The 20,530-nt window shown below is 42.5% G+C and carries 17 protein-coding genes; 15 read left to right on the forward strand and 2 right to left on the reverse strand.

The annotated features are described in order from the left end of the window. Nucleotides 1-237 precede the first annotated feature (237 nt). The 10 genes from M3204_RS11285 to M3204_RS11330 all read left to right on the forward strand — a co-directional run bounded on the left by M3204_RS11285 (nucleotide 238) and on the right by M3204_RS11330 (nucleotide 10,763). On the forward strand, nucleotides 238-1,062 hold the full coding sequence (locus tag M3204_RS11285; protein WP_251481529.1) for a M55 family metallopeptidase: 825 nt from the start codon (nucleotides 238-240) through the stop codon (nucleotides 1,060-1,062). A gap of 57 nt (nucleotides 1,063-1,119) precedes the next feature. Next, entirely contained in the window at nucleotides 1,120-2,052 is a 933-nt protein-coding gene (locus tag M3204_RS11290; RefSeq protein ID WP_251481532.1) for an ABC transporter permease, read from the forward strand. Then, the gene (locus M3204_RS11295) at nucleotides 2,052-3,005 is read left to right on the forward strand and encodes an ABC transporter permease (protein ID WP_251481627.1); all 954 of its coding nucleotides are present in this window, start codon (nucleotides 2,052-2,054) and stop codon (nucleotides 3,003-3,005) included. Before M3204_RS11290 ends, M3204_RS11295 begins: the two co-directional genes overlap by 1 nt. Nucleotides 3,006-3,009: 4 nt before the next feature. Continuing rightward, nucleotides 3,010-4,005, forward strand: coding sequence for an ABC transporter ATP-binding protein (locus M3204_RS11300; RefSeq protein ID WP_251481534.1), 996 nt, complete (start codon nucleotides 3,010-3,012; stop codon nucleotides 4,003-4,005). Between the two features lie 80 nt (nucleotides 4,006-4,085). Then, on the forward strand, nucleotides 4,086-5,699 hold the full coding sequence (locus M3204_RS11305; protein ID WP_251481630.1) for a peptide ABC transporter substrate-binding protein: 1,614 nt from the start codon (nucleotides 4,086-4,088) through the stop codon (nucleotides 5,697-5,699). A 266-nt stretch (nucleotides 5,700-5,965) separates the two neighbouring features. After that, nucleotides 5,966-6,886, forward strand: coding sequence for a S66 peptidase family protein (locus M3204_RS11310; protein ID WP_251481537.1), 921 nt, complete (start codon nucleotides 5,966-5,968; stop codon nucleotides 6,884-6,886). Between the two features lie 25 nt (nucleotides 6,887-6,911). After that, on the forward strand, nucleotides 6,912-8,018 hold the full coding sequence (locus M3204_RS11315; protein WP_251481540.1) for a mandelate racemase/muconate lactonizing enzyme family protein: 1,107 nt from the start codon (nucleotides 6,912-6,914) through the stop codon (nucleotides 8,016-8,018). Further along, nucleotides 8,005-8,934 (forward strand): C40 family peptidase, encoded by a 930-nt coding sequence (locus tag M3204_RS11320; RefSeq protein WP_251481543.1) that lies wholly within the window; start codon nucleotides 8,005-8,007, stop codon nucleotides 8,932-8,934. Before M3204_RS11315 ends, M3204_RS11320 begins: the two co-directional genes overlap by 14 nt. Nucleotides 8,935-8,936: 2 nt before the next feature. Next, nucleotides 8,937-9,947, forward strand: a complete 1,011-nt coding sequence (locus M3204_RS11325) for an ABC transporter ATP-binding protein (RefSeq protein WP_251481546.1) — start codon at nucleotides 8,937-8,939, stop codon at nucleotides 9,945-9,947. A 12-nt stretch (nucleotides 9,948-9,959) separates the two neighbouring features. Beyond that, on the forward strand, nucleotides 9,960-10,763 hold the full coding sequence (locus M3204_RS11330) for a serine hydrolase (RefSeq protein WP_251481549.1): 804 nt from the start codon (nucleotides 9,960-9,962) through the stop codon (nucleotides 10,761-10,763). Nucleotides 10,764-10,974: 211 nt separating this feature from the next. Here the strand turns inward: M3204_RS11330 and M3204_RS11335 are convergent, their stop codons facing one another. Continuing rightward, entirely contained in the window at nucleotides 10,975-12,201 is a 1,227-nt protein-coding gene (locus tag M3204_RS11335; RefSeq protein WP_251481551.1) for an MFS transporter, read from the reverse strand. A gap of 389 nt (nucleotides 12,202-12,590) precedes the next feature. On the opposite strand from M3204_RS11335, the gene M3204_RS11340 reads away from it, so the two are divergent. The 3 genes from M3204_RS11340 (at nucleotide 12,591) to M3204_RS11350 (ending at nucleotide 15,246) form a co-directional block, all read left to right on the forward strand. Then, a complete protein-coding gene (locus M3204_RS11340) occupies nucleotides 12,591-13,463 on the forward strand; it encodes a carbon-nitrogen hydrolase family protein (RefSeq protein ID WP_251481554.1) in 873 nt (290 codons plus the stop codon). 20 nt (nucleotides 13,464-13,483) lie between these two features. After that, entirely contained in the window at nucleotides 13,484-14,155 is a 672-nt protein-coding gene (locus M3204_RS11345; RefSeq protein ID WP_251481556.1) for a GNAT family N-acetyltransferase, read from the forward strand. A gap of 374 nt (nucleotides 14,156-14,529) precedes the next feature. Continuing rightward, the gene (locus tag M3204_RS11350; RefSeq protein ID WP_251481559.1) at nucleotides 14,530-15,246 is read left to right on the forward strand and encodes a 3-ketoacyl-ACP reductase; all 717 of its coding nucleotides are present in this window, start codon (nucleotides 14,530-14,532) and stop codon (nucleotides 15,244-15,246) included. Nucleotides 15,247-15,583: 337 nt separating this feature from the next. Here the strand turns inward: M3204_RS11350 and M3204_RS11355 are convergent, their stop codons facing one another. After that, nucleotides 15,584-15,940, reverse strand: coding sequence for a hypothetical protein (locus M3204_RS11355; RefSeq protein WP_251481562.1), 357 nt, complete (start codon nucleotides 15,938-15,940; stop codon nucleotides 15,584-15,586). Between the two features lie 180 nt (nucleotides 15,941-16,120). Between M3204_RS11355 and M3204_RS11360 the strand changes: the two genes are divergently transcribed. Continuing rightward, complete coding sequence (locus M3204_RS11360; RefSeq protein WP_251481565.1) at nucleotides 16,121-19,588, forward strand: hypothetical protein; 3,468 nt, start codon at nucleotides 16,121-16,123, stop codon at nucleotides 19,586-19,588. 164 nt (nucleotides 19,589-19,752) lie between these two features. Continuing rightward, the gene (locus M3204_RS11365) at nucleotides 19,753-20,295 is read left to right on the forward strand and encodes an HD domain-containing protein (protein ID WP_251481566.1); all 543 of its coding nucleotides are present in this window, start codon (nucleotides 19,753-19,755) and stop codon (nucleotides 20,293-20,295) included. The last annotated feature ends 235 nt before the right edge of the window (nucleotides 20,296-20,530 follow it).

Consider the following 20,530-nt stretch of genomic DNA (forward strand, 5'->3'; position numbering starts at 1 on the left):
TATTTGCCTTAGCCTCTCTGACTCACACTCGATACTACATCCAATTCTTTTCCATTTCTCCACTAGAAAAACTTCAAAAAATATTATTCTACAAACACATTTTCAACGATCCGGATAGGAGTGCCAAATCTACTATTTCTTTGCAATACCTGAAATTTCTAGGATTAAAGGTTGCTTATGGTAGATTTATTATTTATAATTTTAAGATAATTATTTAAAGAAAGTTGGGCAAAAAAAATGAAATTGTACATATCAGTGGACATGGAGGGAATCACTGGCCTGGTAGATCATACCCAAGTGGATTCGTCTAAGCATAACTATGAACGTGGTCGGCGGATCATGACACAGGAAGCCAACCATGTAATCAAAGCTGCTTTTGAAAAGGGCTGTGAAGAAGTCATTGTGAATGACAGTCACTCTAAGATGAACAACTTGCTTATTGAAGAATTGCATCCAGAGACGCAGCTGATCACAGGAGACGTCAAACCTTTTTCGATGGTTCAGGGTCTTGATGATAGTTTTGCCGGTGCCATTTTTGTCGGCTACCACGCAAGGGCTTCGATGAAGGGTGTGATGTCGCATTCAATGATTTACGGAGTTCGGCACATGTACATAAATGATGTTCAAATTGGTGAATTAGGCTTTAACGCATATGTAGCAGGGCATTACGGAGTACCAGTCATCATGGTAGCAGGTGATGATGGGGCGGCCCGTGAGGCTGAGGCCCTGATTCCAAATGTAACAACGGCGGTTGTCAAGGAATCGATTTCCAGATCTGCAGCAAAATCACTGACTCCTGCAAAAGCCGGGGAACTTCTGGCTGCAAAAACAGAATTCGCATTAAAAAATAAGGACTTTGTGAAACCGCTTACTCCTCCAGAAAATCCGGTATTGAGAATCGAATTTGCCAACTATGGTCAGGCAGAGTGGGCAAATCTCATGCCAGGAACCGAAATAGAGGAGGGCACGACAGTTATCCGCTACCAGGCTAAGGATATTCTAGAAGCCTATCAAGCTATGCTTGTCATGACCGAACTGGCAATGAGGACTACTTTTTGCTAGAAGGATCAGCCCTACATCATATGAAAATACAGAAACACATGATAAGGAAGTGAGTTAATGCTCGGATATTTAGTCAAAAGGATTGGTTCGATGGCAGTTACATTGCTAGTCATCATCACTCTTACATTTTTCTTGATGCACTCAATTCCCGGATCTCCTTTTAACGAAGAGCGGGCCACGAGCGAGGCTGTCCAAAAGAACCTGGAATCCTATTATCATCTGGATGAGCCGCTTTACGTACAGTACTTTTTATATCTCAAATCTGTGGCAACATTCGATTTCGGGCCTTCGATAAAAAAATCATCTCAGACTGTGAATGAAATGCTTGGAAGAGGCTTCCCGGTTTCGTTCGAACTTGGAATGGTCACTCTCATCGTGGCAATTTTTTCAGGCATCTTATTAGGAATCATTGCAGCACTGCGCCATAACGGATTCATTGATTATCTTGCAATGACAGTTGCCGTACTAGGAATATCTGTCCCAAACTTTGTGATGGCCACGCTCCTCATCCAGCAGCTTGCCGTAACATGGGAAATACTGCCTGTAGCAACATGGACAAGTCCAAAGCATATGATCCTGCCTACACTGGCACTTGCCACAGGTCCGATGGCTATTATTGCCCGACTGACCAGAGCGAGCATGCTGGAGGTACTTACCCAGGATTACATACGTACAGCTAAAGCTAAAGGATTGTCGCCTGTAAAAATTGTTTTTAAACACGCATTGAAGAATGCTTTACTGCCTGTTGTCACCATTCTTGGTTCACTGGCTGCCAGCATTTTGACAGGGACATTTGTCATTGAAAAAATCTTCGCAATTCCGGGAATGGGCAAATACTTTGTTGAAAGCATCAACCAGCGTGATTATCCCGTGATCATGGGGACGACGATTTTTTACAGCACAGTGTTGATCATCATGCTGTTCCTCGTTGACCTCGCATATGGGATTCTTGACCCAAGAATCAAGCTTCATAAAAAGGAGGGGAAATGATGGCTCTGCGCAAACACCAGGAACCACAAACACAATCTTCGATTCCAGACGACTGGTTCGTTCCTATCAAAAAAAACGAATCAGATGCAGAAGCTGTTGTCAGACCAAGCCTGTCTTATTGGCAGGACGCTTGGAGACGCCTCCTGAAAAACAAGCTGGCAATGATGGGTCTATTCTTTTTATCGTTTTTGACTTTCATGGCGATTTTTGGTCCTATCATATCGCCTCACACAGTGGATTATCAGGATTTGGTCAACCAAAACCTTTCGCCGTCAAGTGAACACTGGTTTGGAACCGATGAGCTTGGCCGAGATGTATTTACAAGAACATGGTATGGTGCACGCATTTCTTTATTTGTAGGGATTGCGGCAGCCCTGATCGATTTCTTGATCGGCGTCATCTATGGAGGAATTGCCGGCTATAAAGGCGGCAGGACGGACCACTATATGATGAGAGTGATCGAAGTTCTTTATGGTCTTCCATATTTGCTCGTTGTTATTTTAATCAGCGTAGTCATGGGACCCAGCCTTGCGACGATCATTTTCGCACTTACCATTACCGGATGGATTGGCATGGCCAGAATTGTCCGCGGGCAGGTCCTGCAAATCAAGAATTATGAATTTGTATTGGCATCTAAAACATTTGGAACTAAAACAGGCCGGATCATCCGTAAGAACCTACTGCCAAACACAATGGGACCGATTATCGTTCAGATGACTCTTTCTGTGCCATCAGCGATATTTGCCGAAGCGTTCCTGAGCTTCCTCGGGCTGGGTATCCAGGCGCCGTTGGCAAGCTGGGGCTCGATGGCAAGCGACGCCTTGCCGGTCATCTTGTCAGGAGATTGGTGGCGGTTATTTTTCCCGGCATTCTTCATCTCATTAACGATGTTTTCGTTTAACGTTTTAGGTGATGGGCTTCAGGATGCACTCGATCCGAAGCTAAGGAGGTAGCCTCATGGATAAAGTACTTGAAGTAAAAGACCTTCATGTTTCGTTCAAGACATATGGCGGAGAAGTAAAAGCAGTCCGCGGTGTCACATTTGATTTACATAAAGGAGAAACTCTTGCGATTGTAGGAGAGTCAGGATGCGGCAAAAGCGTCACTTCTCAAAGCATCATGAGATTGATTCCAGAGCCGCCAGGCAAGTTCGACGGCGGAGCGATCATTTATAAAGATAATGATTTAACGAAACTGAAGGAATCCGAGATGAGAAAAATTCGCGGGTCTGATATCTCGATGATCTTCCAGGACCCAATGACCTCATTAAATCCAACATTGACAATCGGCGACCAGCTTACTGAAGGGATCCTCCAGCATATGAAGCTCTCAAGTGAGCAGGCAAAGAAAGTCGCAATCGACATGCTTGACCTCGTCGGAATTCCAAGTCCGCATGTACGTCTGAAGCAATACCCTCATCAGTTCAGCGGGGGGATGAGGCAGAGGATTGTCATCGCAATGGCATTGGTCTGCCAGCCGGAAGTCCTGATTGCGGACGAGCCAACAACCGCACTAGATGTGACAATCCAAGCTCAAATCCTGGAACTCTTCAGGGATATCCAGAAGAAAACTGGTGTTTCAATCATTTTGATTACACATGACTTGGGTGTTGTTGCCCAGGTGGCAGATCGAATAGCGGTAATGTATGCTGGCAAAATCGTCGAGACTGGGACAAGGCGGGAGATTTTTTATAACCCTCAGCACCCATATACAAAGGGACTGTTAAACTCAGTGCCGCGCCTGGATGTTGACGGCGCTGACTTGATTCCAATCGGCGGAACCCCGCCTGATTTATTCTCTCCTCCAGCCGGATGCCCGTTTACTGCCCGCTGCCCATATGCAATGGAGGTTTGTGACAAGATGTATCCTTACAAGACAAAATTAACAAGCAGCCATGGGGTCGATTGCTGGCTCCAGGATGAGCGCGCACAAAAACTGTTAGCAACGAAATAGGGTTCAAACAGGCTAATGCCTTTTTGATATAAAAAGCCAGACCAACATAAGGGGGAAACAGAGTGAGAAAATTTTCGACAATGCTGATGGCAGCCATGCTAGTATTTACGCTTGCTGCCTGTACTGCGAATAACAACGCAGGCAAGGAAACAGACGGAAAAGACAACGGAGATAAAGAAAAGGGAGGCGAAAAAGTCCTTTACCTCAACAACGGCCAGGAGCCAACTTCTTTTGATCCGCCAATCGGTTTCGATTCTGCATCATGGAGTGCGTTAAACAACGTAATGGAAGGTCTTACGCGCTTGAACGCTGACCACCAGCCTGAAGAAGCTACTGCTGAAAAATGGGATGTATCTGAGGATGGCAAAACGTACACATTCCACATCCGTGAAAATGCAAAATGGTCTAATGGTGATGATGTAACAGCAAACGATTTTGTGTTCGCATGGAAGCGACTCTTGGATCCGGCTACTGGTTCTGCTGCAGCTTTCCTTGGCTATTTCATTGAAGGTGGAGAAGAATTCAACAGCGGAAAGGGTTCAGCTGACAATGTGAAAGTAAAAGCAGTTGATGAAAAGACCTTCGAAGTTACCCTTATTAGTCCACAAGCGTATTTCTTGAGTGTCATTGCTAATCCTGCATTCTTCCCAATCAATGAAAAGGTTGCGAAGGAAAATCCAGAGTGGTTCGGAGAAGCGGAATCTTTTGTTGGAAATGGACCTTTCAATTTAACGAACTGGGAACATGACACAAAGTTTGTCATGGAAAAGAACGACAAGTATTGGGATGCTAAAAATGTAAAACTTGACCGAGTTGAATGGGCAATCGTTGATGATACAAACACTGAGTATCAAATGTTCCAGGCAGGAGACCTTGATGTATCTGATGTACCTTCTGAGCTGGCTGACAAGCTATTCAAAGAAGGTAAGGTAGAAGTTGAAGACCAGGCCGGCGATTACTTCTATCGTTTCAATGTTACAAAAGAACCTTTCCAGAATGTTAACATCCGTAAGGCATTCGCCCTTGCAGTTGACCAGCAGAAGATCGTTGACTTTGTAACAAAGAACAAGGAAAAAGCAGCATACGGCTTTGTTTCTCCAGGATTCCAGGATCCATCTGGAAAAGACTTCCGTGAAGTCAATGGTGATTTTAACAAGACAAATATTGAAGAAGCAAAAGCGTTGTTGAAAAAGGGTATGGAAGAGGAAGGTTATACTGAGCTTCCTGAAGTCACTTTAACTTACAGCACAGATGACACTCATAAAAAGATTGCTGAAGCATTGCAGCAAATGTTCAAGGAAAACCTTGGCGTTGAAGTGAAGCTTGCGAACATGGAATGGAACGTTTTCGCAGAAGAACAGAAAGCTCTGAAGCATCAGCTTTCCCGCAGTTCATTCCTTGCTGATTATGCTGACCCAATCAACTTCCTTGAAAACTTCCAGACTGGCCACTCCATGAACCGTACTGGTTGGGGCAATCCGAAGTATGATGAGCTGATCAAGCAAGCGAAAAATGAATCCGACGAAGCTAAGCGTTTCGAAATGATGTACGAAGCAGAAAAGATTCTTTTTGAAGAGGCTCCTATCTTCACTGTACACTTCTACAACCAGGTATATCTTCAGAACGAAGCTGTATCTGACGTTGTACGTCATCCAGTCGGCTACCTTGAACTGAAATGGGCAGATAAGAAGTAATAATCCTGTTTTTTCTAAGAAAGAGGCGTCTTGGAACGCCTCTTTTTTACTAATACATATTGCATTTTAGTTTACTAGTATTTATATAAGTCATAAGCAATATCTTTCTGGTTAACGTAAAATATCTGCAAGAAAACCAGGGGCAACTGCTTTGTGATTCTAATCCTCAGCACTTACTCATAACAACTATATACATACATAAATATGCAAAGATTCACTCTAAACTTAATAAATTTTGAAAATAAGCGAAAAGGAGTCGATCTGCCATGATGGTAAAGCCTGAACGCCTAAAAAAAGGGGATACAATCGGTGTCATCGCGCCTGCAAGCCCGCCAAACAAAGAGAATCTTGTCCGCGGCTTAAAATTCATAGAGGAACTAGGACTGAATTATAAGCTTGGGAAATCACTTTATAAAGAATATGGTTATCTAGCTGGAAAAGATGAAGAGAGATTAGCAGATTTGAATGAAATGTTCCTCGATGATGAGGTTAAAGGAATCATCTGTGCCGGCGGTGGATATGGCACGGCCCGCATTGCCTCGGGTATCGATTTTGAAGTAATCAAGAATAATCCCAAAATCTTCTGGGGATATAGCGATATTACTTTCCTGCACACAGCAATTCGACAGGAGACTGGCCTCGTTACTTTCCATGGACCCATGCTCGCTTCTGATATGGGCAAAGAAGATGTAAATCAGGTATCAAAAGATACTTTCCAGCAATTATTTGAACCTGCAGATTTACATTATAGTATCGAGATTTCTCTCATTGAAGAGATGGTTCCTGGATCAGCTGGCGGCCCTTTGGTCGGAGGGAATCTTTCACTTCTATCCAGTTCAATGGGAACACCATATGAAATTGATACAAAAGGAAAAATTCTGTTGATTGAAGACATCAACGAAGAGCCCCGTGCCGTTGACCGTATGCTTAACCAGCTCTACATGGCTGGAAAGCTGCAGGAAGCGTCAGGGATCCTGGTTGGCGATTTCAATAATTGTGTACCGGAAAGGGAGCTTTCCCTATCTCTTGATGAAGTGATCGAACACTATATTAAACTCGCAGACAGGCCAACTTTAAAAGGATTTAAAATGGGGCATTGCACACCGCATATCGCAGTTCCGTTTGGGACTGATGCACGCATGGATACTAAGATGAAGTCGGTCTTTGTAGAGAGCGGAATCAAGTAGAACTATTTAATTGGGGGATATTGATATGATCATTGAAAATATCGAGACATTCCGCACTGCTGTCCCTTTAACAAAGCCATTCAAAACGGCTCTTCGAACGGTCACGCTAGCGGAGGCAATATTCGTTAAAATCACCTGTGACAACGGGATTGCCGGATGGGGAGAGGCACCACCTACATTAGTCATTACGGGTGACAGCCTGGCGAGTATTGATGGAGCGATCAATGAAGTCATTAAGCCATTTTTATTAAAAAAGAATCTCTTAAACTATGAACAAATTTTCCAGGGATTGAAGACAATTCTTGTTGGCAATTCCAGTGCTAAAGCAGCTGTGGATATGGCTCTTTATGACTGCATTTCGCAAAACTGCGCACTGCCGCTCTATCAATTCCTTGGGGGATACCGAAGCGAAATTGAAACTGATTTTACCGTAAGCGTGAACAGCCCTGAAGAAATGGGGGCGGATGCTGATGCTTATGTCAATAGAGGCTTCAATGTCCTGAAGGTAAAAGTCGGTATAGGTGACGTGGCTACGGATATTGCAAGGATTCAGGAAATACGAAGCCGGATTGGCAAAGATGTGAAAATTCGCCTCGATGCCAACCAAGGCTGGAAACCAAAGGACGCAGTCAGGGCAATCAGGAAAATGGAGGATCTGGGCCTTGATATCGAGCTAGTCGAGCAGCCAGTAAAAGCTGATGATCTTGATGGCCTTAAACAGGTAACCGATTCGGTCGATACGCTGATCATGGCTGATGAAAGTGTCTTCACGCCCAAGCAGGCCTTTGAAATTATCAGCAGGAGAAGTGCCGACCTGATCAATATAAAATTGATGAAGTCAGGCGGAATTTACCAGGCTCAGATAATTAATCAAATGGCAGAAACCGCAGGAATCGAATGCATGGTTGGAAGCATGATCGAAACAGGCCTTGGCATCACGGCTGCTGCCCATTTTGCGGCGAGCAAGAAAAATATCACACGTTTCGATTTCGATGCACCGCTTATGCTGGCCCGGAAAGCGATTTCAGGCGGTATACAGTATAATGGAAGAACAATCACACTTCCGGATCGTCCTGGTCTTGGAATAGAGAATGTCCTGTTAGAAGGAGGAATTTCCAATGGAAAGCAATAATTTATGGCTCGTAAACGTCCCTGTCGCAACATTGTGGACTTCCTATGATTCTGCTAGAGAAATTGACAAAGAGGCAGTATCAGGCATAGTGAATCTGGAGTCATGGCTAGAAAAACTAAGCTATGAACCAAGACTAAGTTTATGCGACGATAACCTTGTTCAATCCCAGGTTCTATTTGGCCAGGAGGTATTGATCATGGATGAACGAGACGGATGGGCACATGTTGTCGTCCCTGACCAGCCCTCAGGAAAAGATGAACGCGGTTATCCAGGTTGGATTCCTAAAGCCCAGCTGATCCAGCAGTCAGACTGGTATAAGAAACCTGGCCCTGCTTCTGTCATTACAGCTAAAAAAGCCCTGCTATATTCCGAAAAAAATGAAAAACTTATGGAATTAAGCTACCAGACCATGCTTCCAGTCATTGAAGACATGGTCGATCGTATTCGAGTCAAAACTCCGACTGGGATCGGCATCTTAAGGGCTGAGGATGTTGCTGTCATCTCATCGGAAAGGGAAGTTCCGAAACGGAACGGCACAGCCATCGTCGCTGCCGGGGAACAATTCATCGGTCTTCCATATCTTTGGGGCGGGATGAGCAGCTATGGCTACGATTGCTCTGGATTCAGCTATAATATGTGCCGCGCAAATGGCTATATCATTCCGAGAGATGCGCATGAACAAGCAGCGGCTGGTAAAAATGTCGAGTTATCGGAAATCCAGCCAGGCGATTTGCTCTTCTTTGCTTATGAAGAAGGAAAAGGAAGAATCCATCACGTTGGAATTTATTATGGAGACGGCAAGCTGCTCCATTCACCGAATACAGGCAAGAATATTGAGGTCATACCACTTGAAGGAACAATCTATGAAAAGGAACTCTGTGCAGCAAGACGCTACTGGATTGATACGGAGGAATAAAAATGGAAAAAGAAGTTTTATTGAGGGTAAAAGATTTAAAAAAACATTTCAATATGGGTAAAAAAGAAATCCTTAAAGCTGTTGATGGAATTTCTTTAGATATATATAAGGGTGAAACTTTTGGCCTTGTAGGAGAATCAGGATGCGGCAAATCAACTGCCGGCCGTACGATGATTGGCTTATATGACAGAACAGACGGCGAAGTTATTTTTAATGGAAAAGATGTGCACACAATGTCTGAGAAGGAAAGATTTCAATTTCACAAACAGATGCAGATGATTTTCCAGGACCCTTATGCTTCGTTAAACCCGCGATCTACAGTCAAAGAAATCATATCCGAACCAATGGAAGTCCATGGCCTTTATCCGGATAGGAAAGAACGCCTTGAGCGTATTTATCAGCTGCTCGAGGATGTTGGTCTTAACCGGGACCATGCCAATAGATATCCCCACGAATTCAGCGGAGGACAGCGCCAAAGGATCGGAATTGCGAGAGCACTCGCTCTTGACCCTGATTTTATTATTGCGGACGAACCGATTTCTGCTCTTGACGTATCTGTCCAGGCACAGGTCGTGAACCTTCTGAAAAGGCTTCAGAAGGAAAAAGGGTTAACCTATTTGTTCATTGCCCATGATCTTTCAATGGTAAAACAGATCAGCAACAGGATTGGTGTCATGTATCTTGGCCACATAGTGGAGCTTACCGCAAGCAATCAGCTGTATAAAAAGCCGCTTCATCCATATACACAGGCCTTATTGTCAGCCATCCCGATTCCCGACCCGGATATTGAAGATAAGAGGGAACGCATCATCCTCGAAGGAGAGCTTCCGAGTCCATTGGATCCACCAAGCGGCTGTGTGTTCAGGACGCGCTGCCAGCATGCTATGGAGGTATGCGCCAAGGAAAAACCTGTATGGCAGGAAATAGATACAGACCACTTTGTCGCATGCCACTTGTATAATGATCAAGTTGGCAACAATGAAAAAAAAGATATTCTTGTCAATATTAGATAGGGATCAAAACAAATGAACATACAGAATTTAAAAGATAACGTATACAAAGAACTCGCCAGGTGCAAGGGCCGGGCGAGTTTGTTTATGGAGATTGAAGACCATGTTATTGAGTTTAACAGTCATGATGCTTACCGGTCTGCAAGTTTAATTAAAATCCCAATTCTCTTCGAAGCTCTCAGGCAGATTGAAAAAGGCATCATCTCTGCAGATGCAGATGTGAGCTTAAGAATAACAGATAAAGTCGGAGACACAGGAGTCCTACAGGCGTTGAGTTGTCATAAGTATTCAATTCAGGACCTGCTCACCCTTATGATCATTGTTTCCGATAATTCTGCAACGAATCTATTGATTGACATGCTCGGTATAGAAACGATCAACTCCACTATCCGTCGACTGGGTATGTCCAATACGGTTATGCACCGTAAAATGCTGGATTTCGATTCAATCAATTCTGGGAAGGACAATTTTACATCTGCTGCCGACATGGTGGCATGCCTAAAAGAAGGAATAGATGGTTCATTATTGAAATTCGAATCTAGAGACAGGTTTCACTCAATCCTCCTTCACCAGCAATTTAAAGAAAAGCTGCCAGCCTATATTGATGAAACCTTAATAAATGCCGGGAATAAAACGGGAGAATTGCCTGGTCTGGAACATGATTGCGCAGTGTTCAGTTACGGGGATAGAAAGGCCTTCGTCGCAGTGTTGATTGACGGACTTGCCGAAGCGGAAAACGGAAAATACACTATTCGACAAATTGGAAAGCAGGTAAATACCTTTATTAGCGCCAATTTGACAAGATTCAACCACGAATGATAGCTATTGATAATAAATAGTTATCAACTGCTAGCAATTTGATAGGGATAATACCTTCTTTTAATAACAGGTGAAATGGCTTATTAATCGATTTCATTTTATAAAAAAGAGAGTTATGGATTCTCACAATGATTAAAAAGACTGAACCGGACAGCACCATATAAAAATTCGTAAAAGAACGAGGACCCCTTGTCCTCGTTCTTTTTGACTTTCACATAGTATTCTTTACTAATTTTTCCTTCTCAAATTGAAGGCAGTATCCTAGCGACCAAATTAAAAATAGGCTTCCTGCTACAATATACAAAAAACCTCCAAACAACCCTACTAATCTTGGATCAAACCACTCGAGTGCCACTCCTGTGAAAAACATTGAGATCCCAATAAAAGTATTAGACACCATGGAAGTAAGCCCGAAGTACATGCCATGCCATTTTGCTGGGATTGTTTCCATCGCAACCGTATCAAGCAGCGTGTTTCCGATGCCACTGAAAATCGCCGTCATCGCAAACAATACGGCGGCCAAAAAAAACAAACTAGTTTGGCTGATGACCATTAAAAAAAGACCTTCACCAATAATGCACAAGAAAGAAAACAAGAGAAAACGACCTTTAATCATTCTGGTAAAAAGGGGACTGGCTATCAGGCCAAGACCCAGTACACTGTAAAAAATTCCGACTCCTAAATCCGCTTTGCCAAATGTCTCAACGGCATAAACGCTTAAAAGAACATTCTCAATACCGTTAATCAGAGGAATAACAAGCTCAAACAGCATTAACATCAGAAGAAAAGAGGACGCAGCTATTGCTGGCAACAGTTCATTGTATTTTTCATTTTTCACTTTTACAACCTGGTCGGATTGTGCGTTACTTTCTAAAGCTGGCAGAGTAGAGAGAATCCATCCCGCAGCTAGAAAGGAGACGATATTAATCCCAAACGCTGCTTTGGCTCCCAAAAAATACGACACGACACCACCGCTCAAGGCTCCTATCACTAAAACAAAACCGATCAATACTTGTTCCCACGCATTTACGTTTTTTAGAGACTTGGATGAAACAATGGCTGGTATGCTCGACTTCCTAATGGGCGAGTATATTGCTTCACCAGAAGCAAGAAGGAATGAGGCGGTATACACAATCCACATATCATCCGGATCATTTATTGCAAGAAAAGATATTGCTATTACTGCCCTTGAAAGATCCGTCGCAATCAGGACCCTCTTTCTGCCCAACTTTTCGGCAATTTTGCTGCTTAATGGACTGAAAAACAGAAAAGGTATCATCCTTAAAGCCATGGTAATACCCACTGAAAACCCTGAACCCGTCATTTGAAGAATCAAGGCAAGAAGAGCAACCTGGCTGAACCTGTCACCAATTCCATTGACGATTCCTGCAGAAAACAGCTTGCGATATGACGATTCAGCCTTTAATGTTTTAATCATTTTATCCTCCGTTATCTAATTAGACTAAAATCTAATTAGATTATATTCTAAATAGGAAGGTGATGGAACTATTTTTTCGAAAATTTTTAAAACTGGATCGGTATCGAAATCATTAGAGTACTTTTGCATCCGGCTATTTTTGTTTCACCCGGATTCTCAATGATGCACATTTTCTTGGGAACTAATATGGTGTAAACAAAACTCGAATTAAAAAAATTTCCTTTAGAATCAGTTGAATTCAACCAAGAAAACGTAATACTAAAATTCCATGCCTAAATTGAGTGAAATGGGTATTCATACGAGAAAAAATGCATTATAATGATTTTCGTATTTCCGAAGATTTTAATTCAAGATGATAACAATTTTTATAGATTCAGGGGGAATGGTGTATGAAAATGAGAGTTTCAGCAGTCCAATACCATCTTCACACGATCAAATCGTTCGAAGAGTTCGCTCAGCAATGTGAGCATTATATAAAAACGGCCCAGGAATATGGATCAGAGTTTGTCCTGTTTCCTGAGTTTTTCACTACTCAATTGCTATCGATCGGAAGTGAACAGGGAACAAGGCTGACCATTAATGAACTCCCTGGTTTTACTGAACAATACCTGAACCTGTTCCAACATTTCGCTTTGGAAGCAGGCATGCACATAATAGGCGGAACACATGTAATCGCCAGAGCAGGCAAATTATATAATGTTGCCCACATGTTTTATCCTGACGGAAGAATCGTGGAGCAGGCAAAACTTCATATCACTCCGACGGAAGTTAATGAATGGAATATGAGTGCGGGAGAAGATTTCAGGGTATTTGATACAGATAAAGGCCGCATTGCACTTTTAACTTGTTACGATATTGAGTTTCCTGAGATTGTAAGAATGGCAAAAGCGAAAGGGGCTGACGTTATTTTCGTACCATCGTGCACGGATGACCGTCACGGGTTCCACCGGGTTCGCTACACCAGCCATGCGCGGGCCATTGAAAACCAGGTATATGTGGTTTTGACAGGAACCGTCGGGGCCTTGCCTACAGTTGACTTTATGCGGGCAAACTTTGGCCAGGCGGCGGTCATTACACCCAACGATATTCCGTTCCCTCCAAAAGGCCTTCAAGTCGAAGGTGAGTTAAATAACGATATGATTGTCACTGCAGACCTGGATTTGGAACTTTTATACGAAGTGCGTGAACGTGGTTCAGTCACAACCTGGCGTGACCGTCGCACAGATCTTTACCCTGACTGGGAAGAAGCAGAAAAAATTTAACTCGATAAGGAGCATGAGACATGGAATATATTCGCGTTAACAGTATCGAAGATCCGCTTTTTACAAAACTCCATAATTTAATGAAGGACGTTTTCCCTCCAGAGGAAGTACTGGAATTTGACCTTTGGAAAGAACCGCTTGAAGACCCTGGCATCAGGGTTTTCGTCGCAGTACATGAGGGTGAAGTTATAGGTGTGACCGAATATCGATACTACCCAGACTGGAATATAGCCATGACCGATTTTACGATCGTTGGCAAGCCAGGATTGAGCCTTGGCCGGTTCCTCGCCAATAAAAGAATGGAAGACTTACAGACCCTCGCTCGCGAAAAAGGGGTTGAATTGTTCGGTATGTTTGCTGAAATATATGATCCGTACCGTAATACGGATCATGACTTTGGCGGCGTCAAAATTATGGATCCATTTGTCCGCCGTGAAGTGTTATCGCATTTAGGATATAAGCGCATTGATCTTGAATATGTTCACCCTTCCTGGGAAAATGACGGGGCAGCTGTCGAGGGACTGGACCTTTGCTTTATGCCTAGCGACGTAAATACCAATGAATTGCCTGCAGCATTAATTGCAGACTTCTTAACAACATACTACTCTGTACTCGAAAAGAAGCCAGAAAAATGGCTTAAGATGATTGAGCAGCTTAAAAGAAAAGAAACTGTTGAATTATTGCCTCTATAATTCAATCTACCAGCGGAATCAACAATGATCCGCTGTTTTTTTTCATAAGGCTGTGTTAAAGGTCATTGTTGATTTTTAAGCTCTGTTGATCTTCGTTCCAGGCGCGTAGACTCCTCCGAAAATGCTAACGCATTTTCATTGCGCGTGGGCAGATTCGAGGAATTTCAATCAAAGTCCCGCGTGATAAACGGGGCTGGGGAGACCCCGCAGGAGTGAAGCGACGAGGGGGCTCCCCGGTGTTTATTGTGTATCGGATGAATCTTTAATTCCAAATTATCCAGCCTCCGATCATGAATTAAAATCCTACGATTTGTTTTCATCAAGATGTTTTTCTATAATTAACCCTTGACTACATAACCGAAAGGAGTCATCACATGGAATCTTTAAAAGGGAAGAACGCGTTGATCACCGGGGCTGGCAGAGGCATTGGCCGCGCTGCTGCAATAGCTCTTGCTAAAGAAGGTGTAAATATTGGGATGATCGGCCAGACACTCCCAAACCTGGAAAAGGTGACAGCTGAACTGGAAGCATTCGATGTTAATGTTGCAGGAGCTGTTGCTGATGTATCCGATATGGAATCTGTTCAGCACGCTGTCGAACATATCGAGTCTGAGATTGGCCCTATTGACATCCTGATTAACAATGCTGGAATAGCAAAATTCGGCGGCTTCCTTGACCTTGAACCTCAAGAATGGGAAAGAATCATTCAGGTGAATTTAATGGGAACTTATTATGTTACACGTGCTGTCTTGCCAGGAATGATAGAACGAAAAACTGGTGACATCATCAATGTTTCTTCAACCGCAGGGCAGAAAGGCGCTCCGGTTACAAGTGCATACAGTGCATCAAAATTTGGTGTTCTTGGCTTAACTGAAGCGTTAATGCTTGAAGTACGGAAGCACAATATCCGTGTAAGCGCGCTTACTCCGAGCACCGTCGCTACAGACCTTGCAATCGAAACAAACTTGACAGATGGAAATCCGGAAAGAGTGATGCAGCCAGAGGATTTAGCTGAATTGATGGTAGCTCAGTTGAAACTGAACCGCCGTGTCTTTATCAAAACAGCAGGAATGTGGTCGACAAATCCTTAACTGGCCATTTTGTTCCCCGCCAAACTGAATGCATACAAGAGTTCGAAAGAAAGGCGCAAACCAATTTTTTTCTTGGGTTGCGCCTTTTTGTGCCAAAATTTCAAAATAAAAAAAATAAGCCGGAAATAAGCACACTAACAGATAGAGAGAGTGCGCGAAGTTTGTCCTTCTGAAAAAGACAATCGGCACTGATTCTAGTACCTGGTGCTAAGACAAATTAAATTAACCCCTTTTAACCCGCTAAAATCATATTAAAACACTAATATTATTCTAAAAATAATATATATTATTCTAGTATATAAATGTAAAAACCAAAAAAAAAACGGCATACACCGTTTTAAAATGCGTATTGATAGATTCCATAATACAAAGGAAGAACGAAAACTAAACCGCTTAATTTCGCTGCAAGAGGCATTTCCTCTTCTTCTTCAAGCCCAAAATCACCAGCGAACTTTTCAGCAAAGAATATTGTGAATAATACATCCCATAGGAGGCCAAAGACAAAAACAAACTTCCACACAACTGGTGTAAGCAATTCTGTTTCAGTTACATACCCAAATAGCCCAAACCACGTAATGATCGATACCAGAAAATCAAGCTTGGTAATATTATTTTTGTATTTGCCTTTAATCAAAAACCAAACCGCAGTCGTACCCATCAAACCTAAATACATTAACCAAAAAAAATCAGCCATTCATTCAACCTCTTCATCAGTAAATTATCTCTTTCATTATAAAGGTACAAGCATACTTTCAAAATAGAAATTTGTCGAAAAATCACTTCAGGTATTTTTTAGAAAAATATTGAATTAATTTATAAATTGTGTAAAATTACACTAAACGGTTAAAAATGGATTCAGGACAGGGGGATTAAAATGGAACTCACTCCTAAAGAAGAAAGACGCAGGATATTCCGCAATGAACTGTATAATTTAAAAGAATTAGGATATGTCACTTCGGAACAATACAAGAATGTTTCAGAAGCTCACAATGAATACTTCTCGGATATGCTGACAAAAGAACAGCAAGAAAAAGAGGCAGTGAAAAGGATAAGAACTGCCGAACCAGCACCTCTGCCAACACAAATAAGCCAGATTGTAACTGAAAAGCCAATAAAAGAACAGCCAAAACCCAGGCCTGTTAAAGTTAAACCCAGGAAAACAGCTGAAGAAATACGCGAGCGTAACATTTCTTGGTCACTGAATATTGGAGTGTTCATGCTCTTGATTGGCGGCTTGTTTGTCGCAACAAGCAATTGGGAAACGATGACTCCCTGGATGAAAGCTGGATCGATTGCACTCGTTTCGGGTTTATTTTACGGATTAGCATTCGTGAGTTATCGGGTATTGAAAATTGAAAAAACCGCCTTCGCATTCGTTGTGCTGGGAAGCCTGTTCTTGCCAATTTTCACATTATCCCTTGGCTGGTTTGAATTGCTAGGGTCGTACTTATCATTCTATGGAGAAGGAAGATTCATTTTAGGAACGATTAGCAGTTCTGTACTGATTCCTATTTATGCAATGCTCGCAAAAAAATTGTCGTCAAGATTATTTGTCTGGTTTACCTATATTGCATCTTCTGTAACGGCTGCATATTTATTAAAATCCATTGGGCTGGAGGCAGATGGTTTTTATCTAGGTCTGATCCTGTATAACACTTTAATCATTGCAGGTTATCACCATTTAAGGAAGAAAACACTGCTTCCGCTATTCACAAAGGAACTTGCAATCTATTCACAGGCAAACCTGATTTTATCTACATTATTAATGCTGTTATTTTTCGATAATCGAATTTTCCAGGGATTCAACCTGATTTTGACCGCTGTCATTTATCTTTCAATGATTTTCGTGAATGGACGTAAAGAGTACCATTTTGTTTTCAGCGCCATGTTCGTTTATGGATCATATCAAATTCTCGAAAACTGGAGCTTTCCTGAGGCGAGTATAATTGGGTACGCGCTGCTTGGTTTCATATTTGTCCTGCTTCCTAAATTTTTAAATGAGCAATTCGCCTTGAAAAAAGCCTTTCAATTAACAAGTGCTGTCGTGTCCGGACTGGCTTTTCTATTCATCACAGCGGAAGGGATGCAACTTCGCTCACAGGAACCATCTACCACACTATTTGCAGCATATTTGATTATCTCAGCTAATTTCATTTACTTGGCGAATACAAATAAAAATCTCATTTTCTGTTACCTTAGCCCAATTTTCCTGGCCTCGGCTCTGTTTGAAGCAGTTTTACAGCTTCACAACTGGTTTGGTTTCAATAACTTGATTCTGCCAATTTATTTCATTGGTTTTATTTTATTCACTATATTCGGATGGAAGCTGCAAACGAATTACTTGGCTGTCATAAAGACAAGTTCAAGAGACGTTGGAATGGCAATCATGCTTCTTATGAGTCTTGTTTCGTTCGCCATGCTCCACTGGTGGGAGTTAGGGTTGATGTTTTTCCTTACCGGCCTCTTGTTTTACTTAATGGCCAAAATAGAAAGCAGACCTTTCATTCCTATGATCACGCAGTGGGCTGCACCAATCTCATTAGGACTGTCAGCAGCTTCTTTCGGTGAGCAGCTCCGAAGTCAGTTCCGCTCATTTGATGAGATATTAGGTATGCCGGGCAATTTTGCAGTTGCAGGAGTGCTACTGTTAGCAGCCAGCATAATCTTTAAAAAACGTAACGAAAATGAACTTGCCAACAGTTCATTTTTCATCGCACACGGATTCTATGCTTCAGGATTATTTTTCACATTCACAGCACCGATCGAGAATATTTATGGAGAGTCGCTGATTTGGTTTGGCGGTATCCTGATGTCATTTCTGCTTTTTAAATCGACTAAAGATAGAATTATATCGATTATTACCGGTGTTATCAGCCTTGCATGGTACTTGATCACCTTTGATTCATTAAATGGAGAACTATTCAACTTCAATACCACGGCAGAAACAATCATTTTGCCGGGAGGGGGATGGCTGCTGCTCGCAACTGCTGCATTACTTTTTAAAAAGGAAAGGATGCTTTCAGAGGGATTAGCCTGGGTAGCCCATGTGTATTTGGCACCGATATTGGTGCTTTCCTATATAATGTACGGGGAAGAGGCTGTTTGGAGTTATCTGATCGCTACTGGCATATATGCTGCTAACATATTGTTTGTCAAAGGAGAATGGAAGGTTAAAGCATTATTATATGGCGCCTTCACGACTCTCTTTTTATCGATCAAAACTGGGATTATTTTTATTACTGGAGAAGATTCTGGATACTACGCTTTCATGGCCGCAAGTATACTTATGGGAGCTTTCTGGTTATTAGCTTCCGATGCCTTTAAGCTAAAATCGGCATTTTATATTGTACCATTTTCGCTGTTAGGAATCGCAAGCTTCCTTGTCGCTTATCCTTACAGTTGGACGTTTTTTGGATTCACATTGGTGTATGCAGCCGCGACTTTACTGTTTCTGCACCGTGTAAAATGGGATTTCCTGACTCTGCTTCCGCTGTTGATGATATTTTACGGAACAATTCAATTCATCTTCCAGGCAAGGTTGGATGTTTATTGGGACATAGCCATCCTTTCAGGATTTGGTATTATCCTGCTTGCCGCTGGAAGATTGCTGTATTTAAACTTGTGGGAAAAAGGCAAAGATTTCGCGTTCAAGAGCATGGATGCATATACCATTGTTTCTTTCCTATTCTTTGTTTCAATTTCCATATTCAAGATGGAAACTTATTGGGCGCAGATTGTTCATGGACTGCTAATCTCAGCGGCTTTATGGCTGCAGCGTAACAGAATCCATGGCGAAGGAAAAATGATTATTCGTTTCATCGCAGGAGCGTATTTGTTAGTCCCATATTACGCGGCCATTGATCAACTTGAAATACCACAGTTATGGGAAAGGGAAGTATACGTATTGCCTTTTGTCGCTCTTGTTATCTTTTTGAGGTTTATAACCAAAGGGAAATGGGAGCAGATCACCGGATATATCCAATGGGCTATCTTAATCATTGTCTCGCTGGTGCTCATACAGGACGGTCTGGCCAGCAATACAGTCTACGATGCATTAATACTAGGCTCCTTGTCATTGATTTCCATGCTGGCCGGAATGTGGCTGAGAGTAAAAGCCTATTTCTTTGTCGGAGCAGGAGTATTGCTACTTAATGTCCTGTTGCAAACGCGGCCTTTCTGGGGCAATCTCCCTTGGTGGGGATATCTGCTGATAGCAGGGACGATTTTAATCAGTGTGGCAAGCTTTAATGAATGGAATAAACAACAAGGAGCTAAGGGTGAGAAAACTTTCATCGGCAAAGTTAAAGAGAAGCTGATAGCAAAGCTCAAGGATTGGAAATAAAATAAAAGCTGGCAAAGGGGAGATATACAATCCTTTAGCCAGCTATTTTAATATACTAAAATAAAGGACAAGGTAGAAAGAGAGTATTTTTGGATGCATTTAAGGACAAATTCTGTTACCATTCATTAAAATAAGGGTATCATTTCAGCTAAGGAGGGAATGTAATGAGGGACGTAACGCTGTTAAACATATTCGAGCACCATATTGCGCAAAAATACTTGAAACGATCGGGAATGGCTCATGCAATTGCGGTCGCCTACCACGCTTTCCATCTTGCCAAGGAACATAAGGTAGATGTCGATATTGCGGCAAAAGCCGGATTCTTGCATGATATTGGGCATTTCACCTGGTACAAAAACGGCAAATGGGATTATGAGCTATACCGAAAGAACGATATTCATCCTATAAAAGGTGCAGAAAGAGCACACAAGCTACTGATTCGGCTCGGAGAAAACCCCGTCCAGGCGAAAGCCACTTCACTTGCAATCCTTTTCCACACTGACTCCTTTTTGCCTTCGAATGATATCGTCCGAACTCCGCTTCAGCAAGTAGTCAAATGGGCAGATGAAAAAGACGAAGAGGAAGGCGGAAACCACCATTACAGAAAGATCGACCATGAACGTGCGAAACAGAGCATTATCAGGCTCGACAAAATGATTGATGGTGAACTCAAGAAAAATGAAGGAGAAACTCAATTGCTTTCATGATGACGTAAAAGTTACACCGAAATTACTGCCACAATAAAAGGCTGCGGTTATTATACCGCAGCCTCAGACTGTAGACAAACTCGATGAAAATCGTGTTTGTTTACAGTCCTTTTTTTGGTTGGTGCTGGAACGGGGCTGTTGATTTCCGTTCCAGGCGCTTCGCTTTCCGCGGGGCCGGCGCTGAGCCTCCTCGTCGCCGCTGGCGCCTGCGGGGTCTCACCTGTCCGTCTAATCC

This window comes from Mesobacillus subterraneus (genome assembly GCF_023715485.1).
Lineage (GTDB): Bacteria > Bacillota > Bacilli > Bacillales > Cytobacillaceae > Mesobacillus > Mesobacillus subterraneus_B.

What these genes read in the sequence shown, in the direction of transcription:
- M3204_RS11340 (WP_251481554.1), top strand. Translation starts at nt 12,591, where the DNA reads ATGAAAATGAGAGTTTCAGCAGTCCAATACCATCTTCACACGATCAAA.
- M3204_RS11365 (WP_251481566.1), top strand. Translation starts at nt 19,753, where the DNA reads ATGAGGGACGTAACGCTGTTAAACATATTCGAGCACCATATTGCGCAA.
- M3204_RS11300 (WP_251481534.1), top strand. Translation starts at nt 3,010, where the DNA reads ATGGATAAAGTACTTGAAGTAAAAGACCTTCATGTTTCGTTCAAGACA.
- M3204_RS11290 (WP_251481532.1), top strand. Translation starts at nt 1,120, where the DNA reads ATGCTCGGATATTTAGTCAAAAGGATTGGTTCGATGGCAGTTACATTG.
- M3204_RS11345 (WP_251481556.1), top strand. Translation starts at nt 13,484, where the DNA reads ATGGAATATATTCGCGTTAACAGTATCGAAGATCCGCTTTTTACAAAA.
- M3204_RS11360 (WP_251481565.1), top strand. Translation starts at nt 16,121, where the DNA reads ATGGAACTCACTCCTAAAGAAGAAAGACGCAGGATATTCCGCAATGAA.
- M3204_RS11305 (WP_251481630.1), top strand. Translation starts at nt 4,086, where the DNA reads ATGCTGATGGCAGCCATGCTAGTATTTACGCTTGCTGCCTGTACTGCG.
- M3204_RS11325 (WP_251481546.1), top strand. Translation starts at nt 8,937, where the DNA reads ATGGAAAAAGAAGTTTTATTGAGGGTAAAAGATTTAAAAAAACATTTC.
- M3204_RS11355 (WP_251481562.1), bottom strand. Translation starts at nt 15,940, where the DNA reads ATGGCTGATTTTTTTTGGTTAATGTATTTAGGTTTGATGGGTACGACT.
- M3204_RS11350 (WP_251481559.1), top strand. Translation starts at nt 14,530, where the DNA reads ATGGAATCTTTAAAAGGGAAGAACGCGTTGATCACCGGGGCTGGCAGA.
- M3204_RS11335 (WP_251481551.1), bottom strand. Translation starts at nt 12,201, where the DNA reads ATGATTAAAACATTAAAGGCTGAATCGTCATATCGCAAGCTGTTTTCT.
- M3204_RS11310 (WP_251481537.1), top strand. Translation starts at nt 5,966, where the DNA reads ATGATGGTAAAGCCTGAACGCCTAAAAAAAGGGGATACAATCGGTGTC.
- M3204_RS11320 (WP_251481543.1), top strand. Translation starts at nt 8,005, where the DNA reads ATGGAAAGCAATAATTTATGGCTCGTAAACGTCCCTGTCGCAACATTG.
- M3204_RS11315 (WP_251481540.1), top strand. Translation starts at nt 6,912, where the DNA reads ATGATCATTGAAAATATCGAGACATTCCGCACTGCTGTCCCTTTAACA.
- M3204_RS11295 (WP_251481627.1), top strand. Translation starts at nt 2,052, where the DNA reads ATGGCTCTGCGCAAACACCAGGAACCACAAACACAATCTTCGATTCCA.
- M3204_RS11285 (WP_251481529.1), top strand. Translation starts at nt 238, where the DNA reads ATGAAATTGTACATATCAGTGGACATGGAGGGAATCACTGGCCTGGTA.
- M3204_RS11330 (WP_251481549.1), top strand. Translation starts at nt 9,960, where the DNA reads ATGAACATACAGAATTTAAAAGATAACGTATACAAAGAACTCGCCAGG.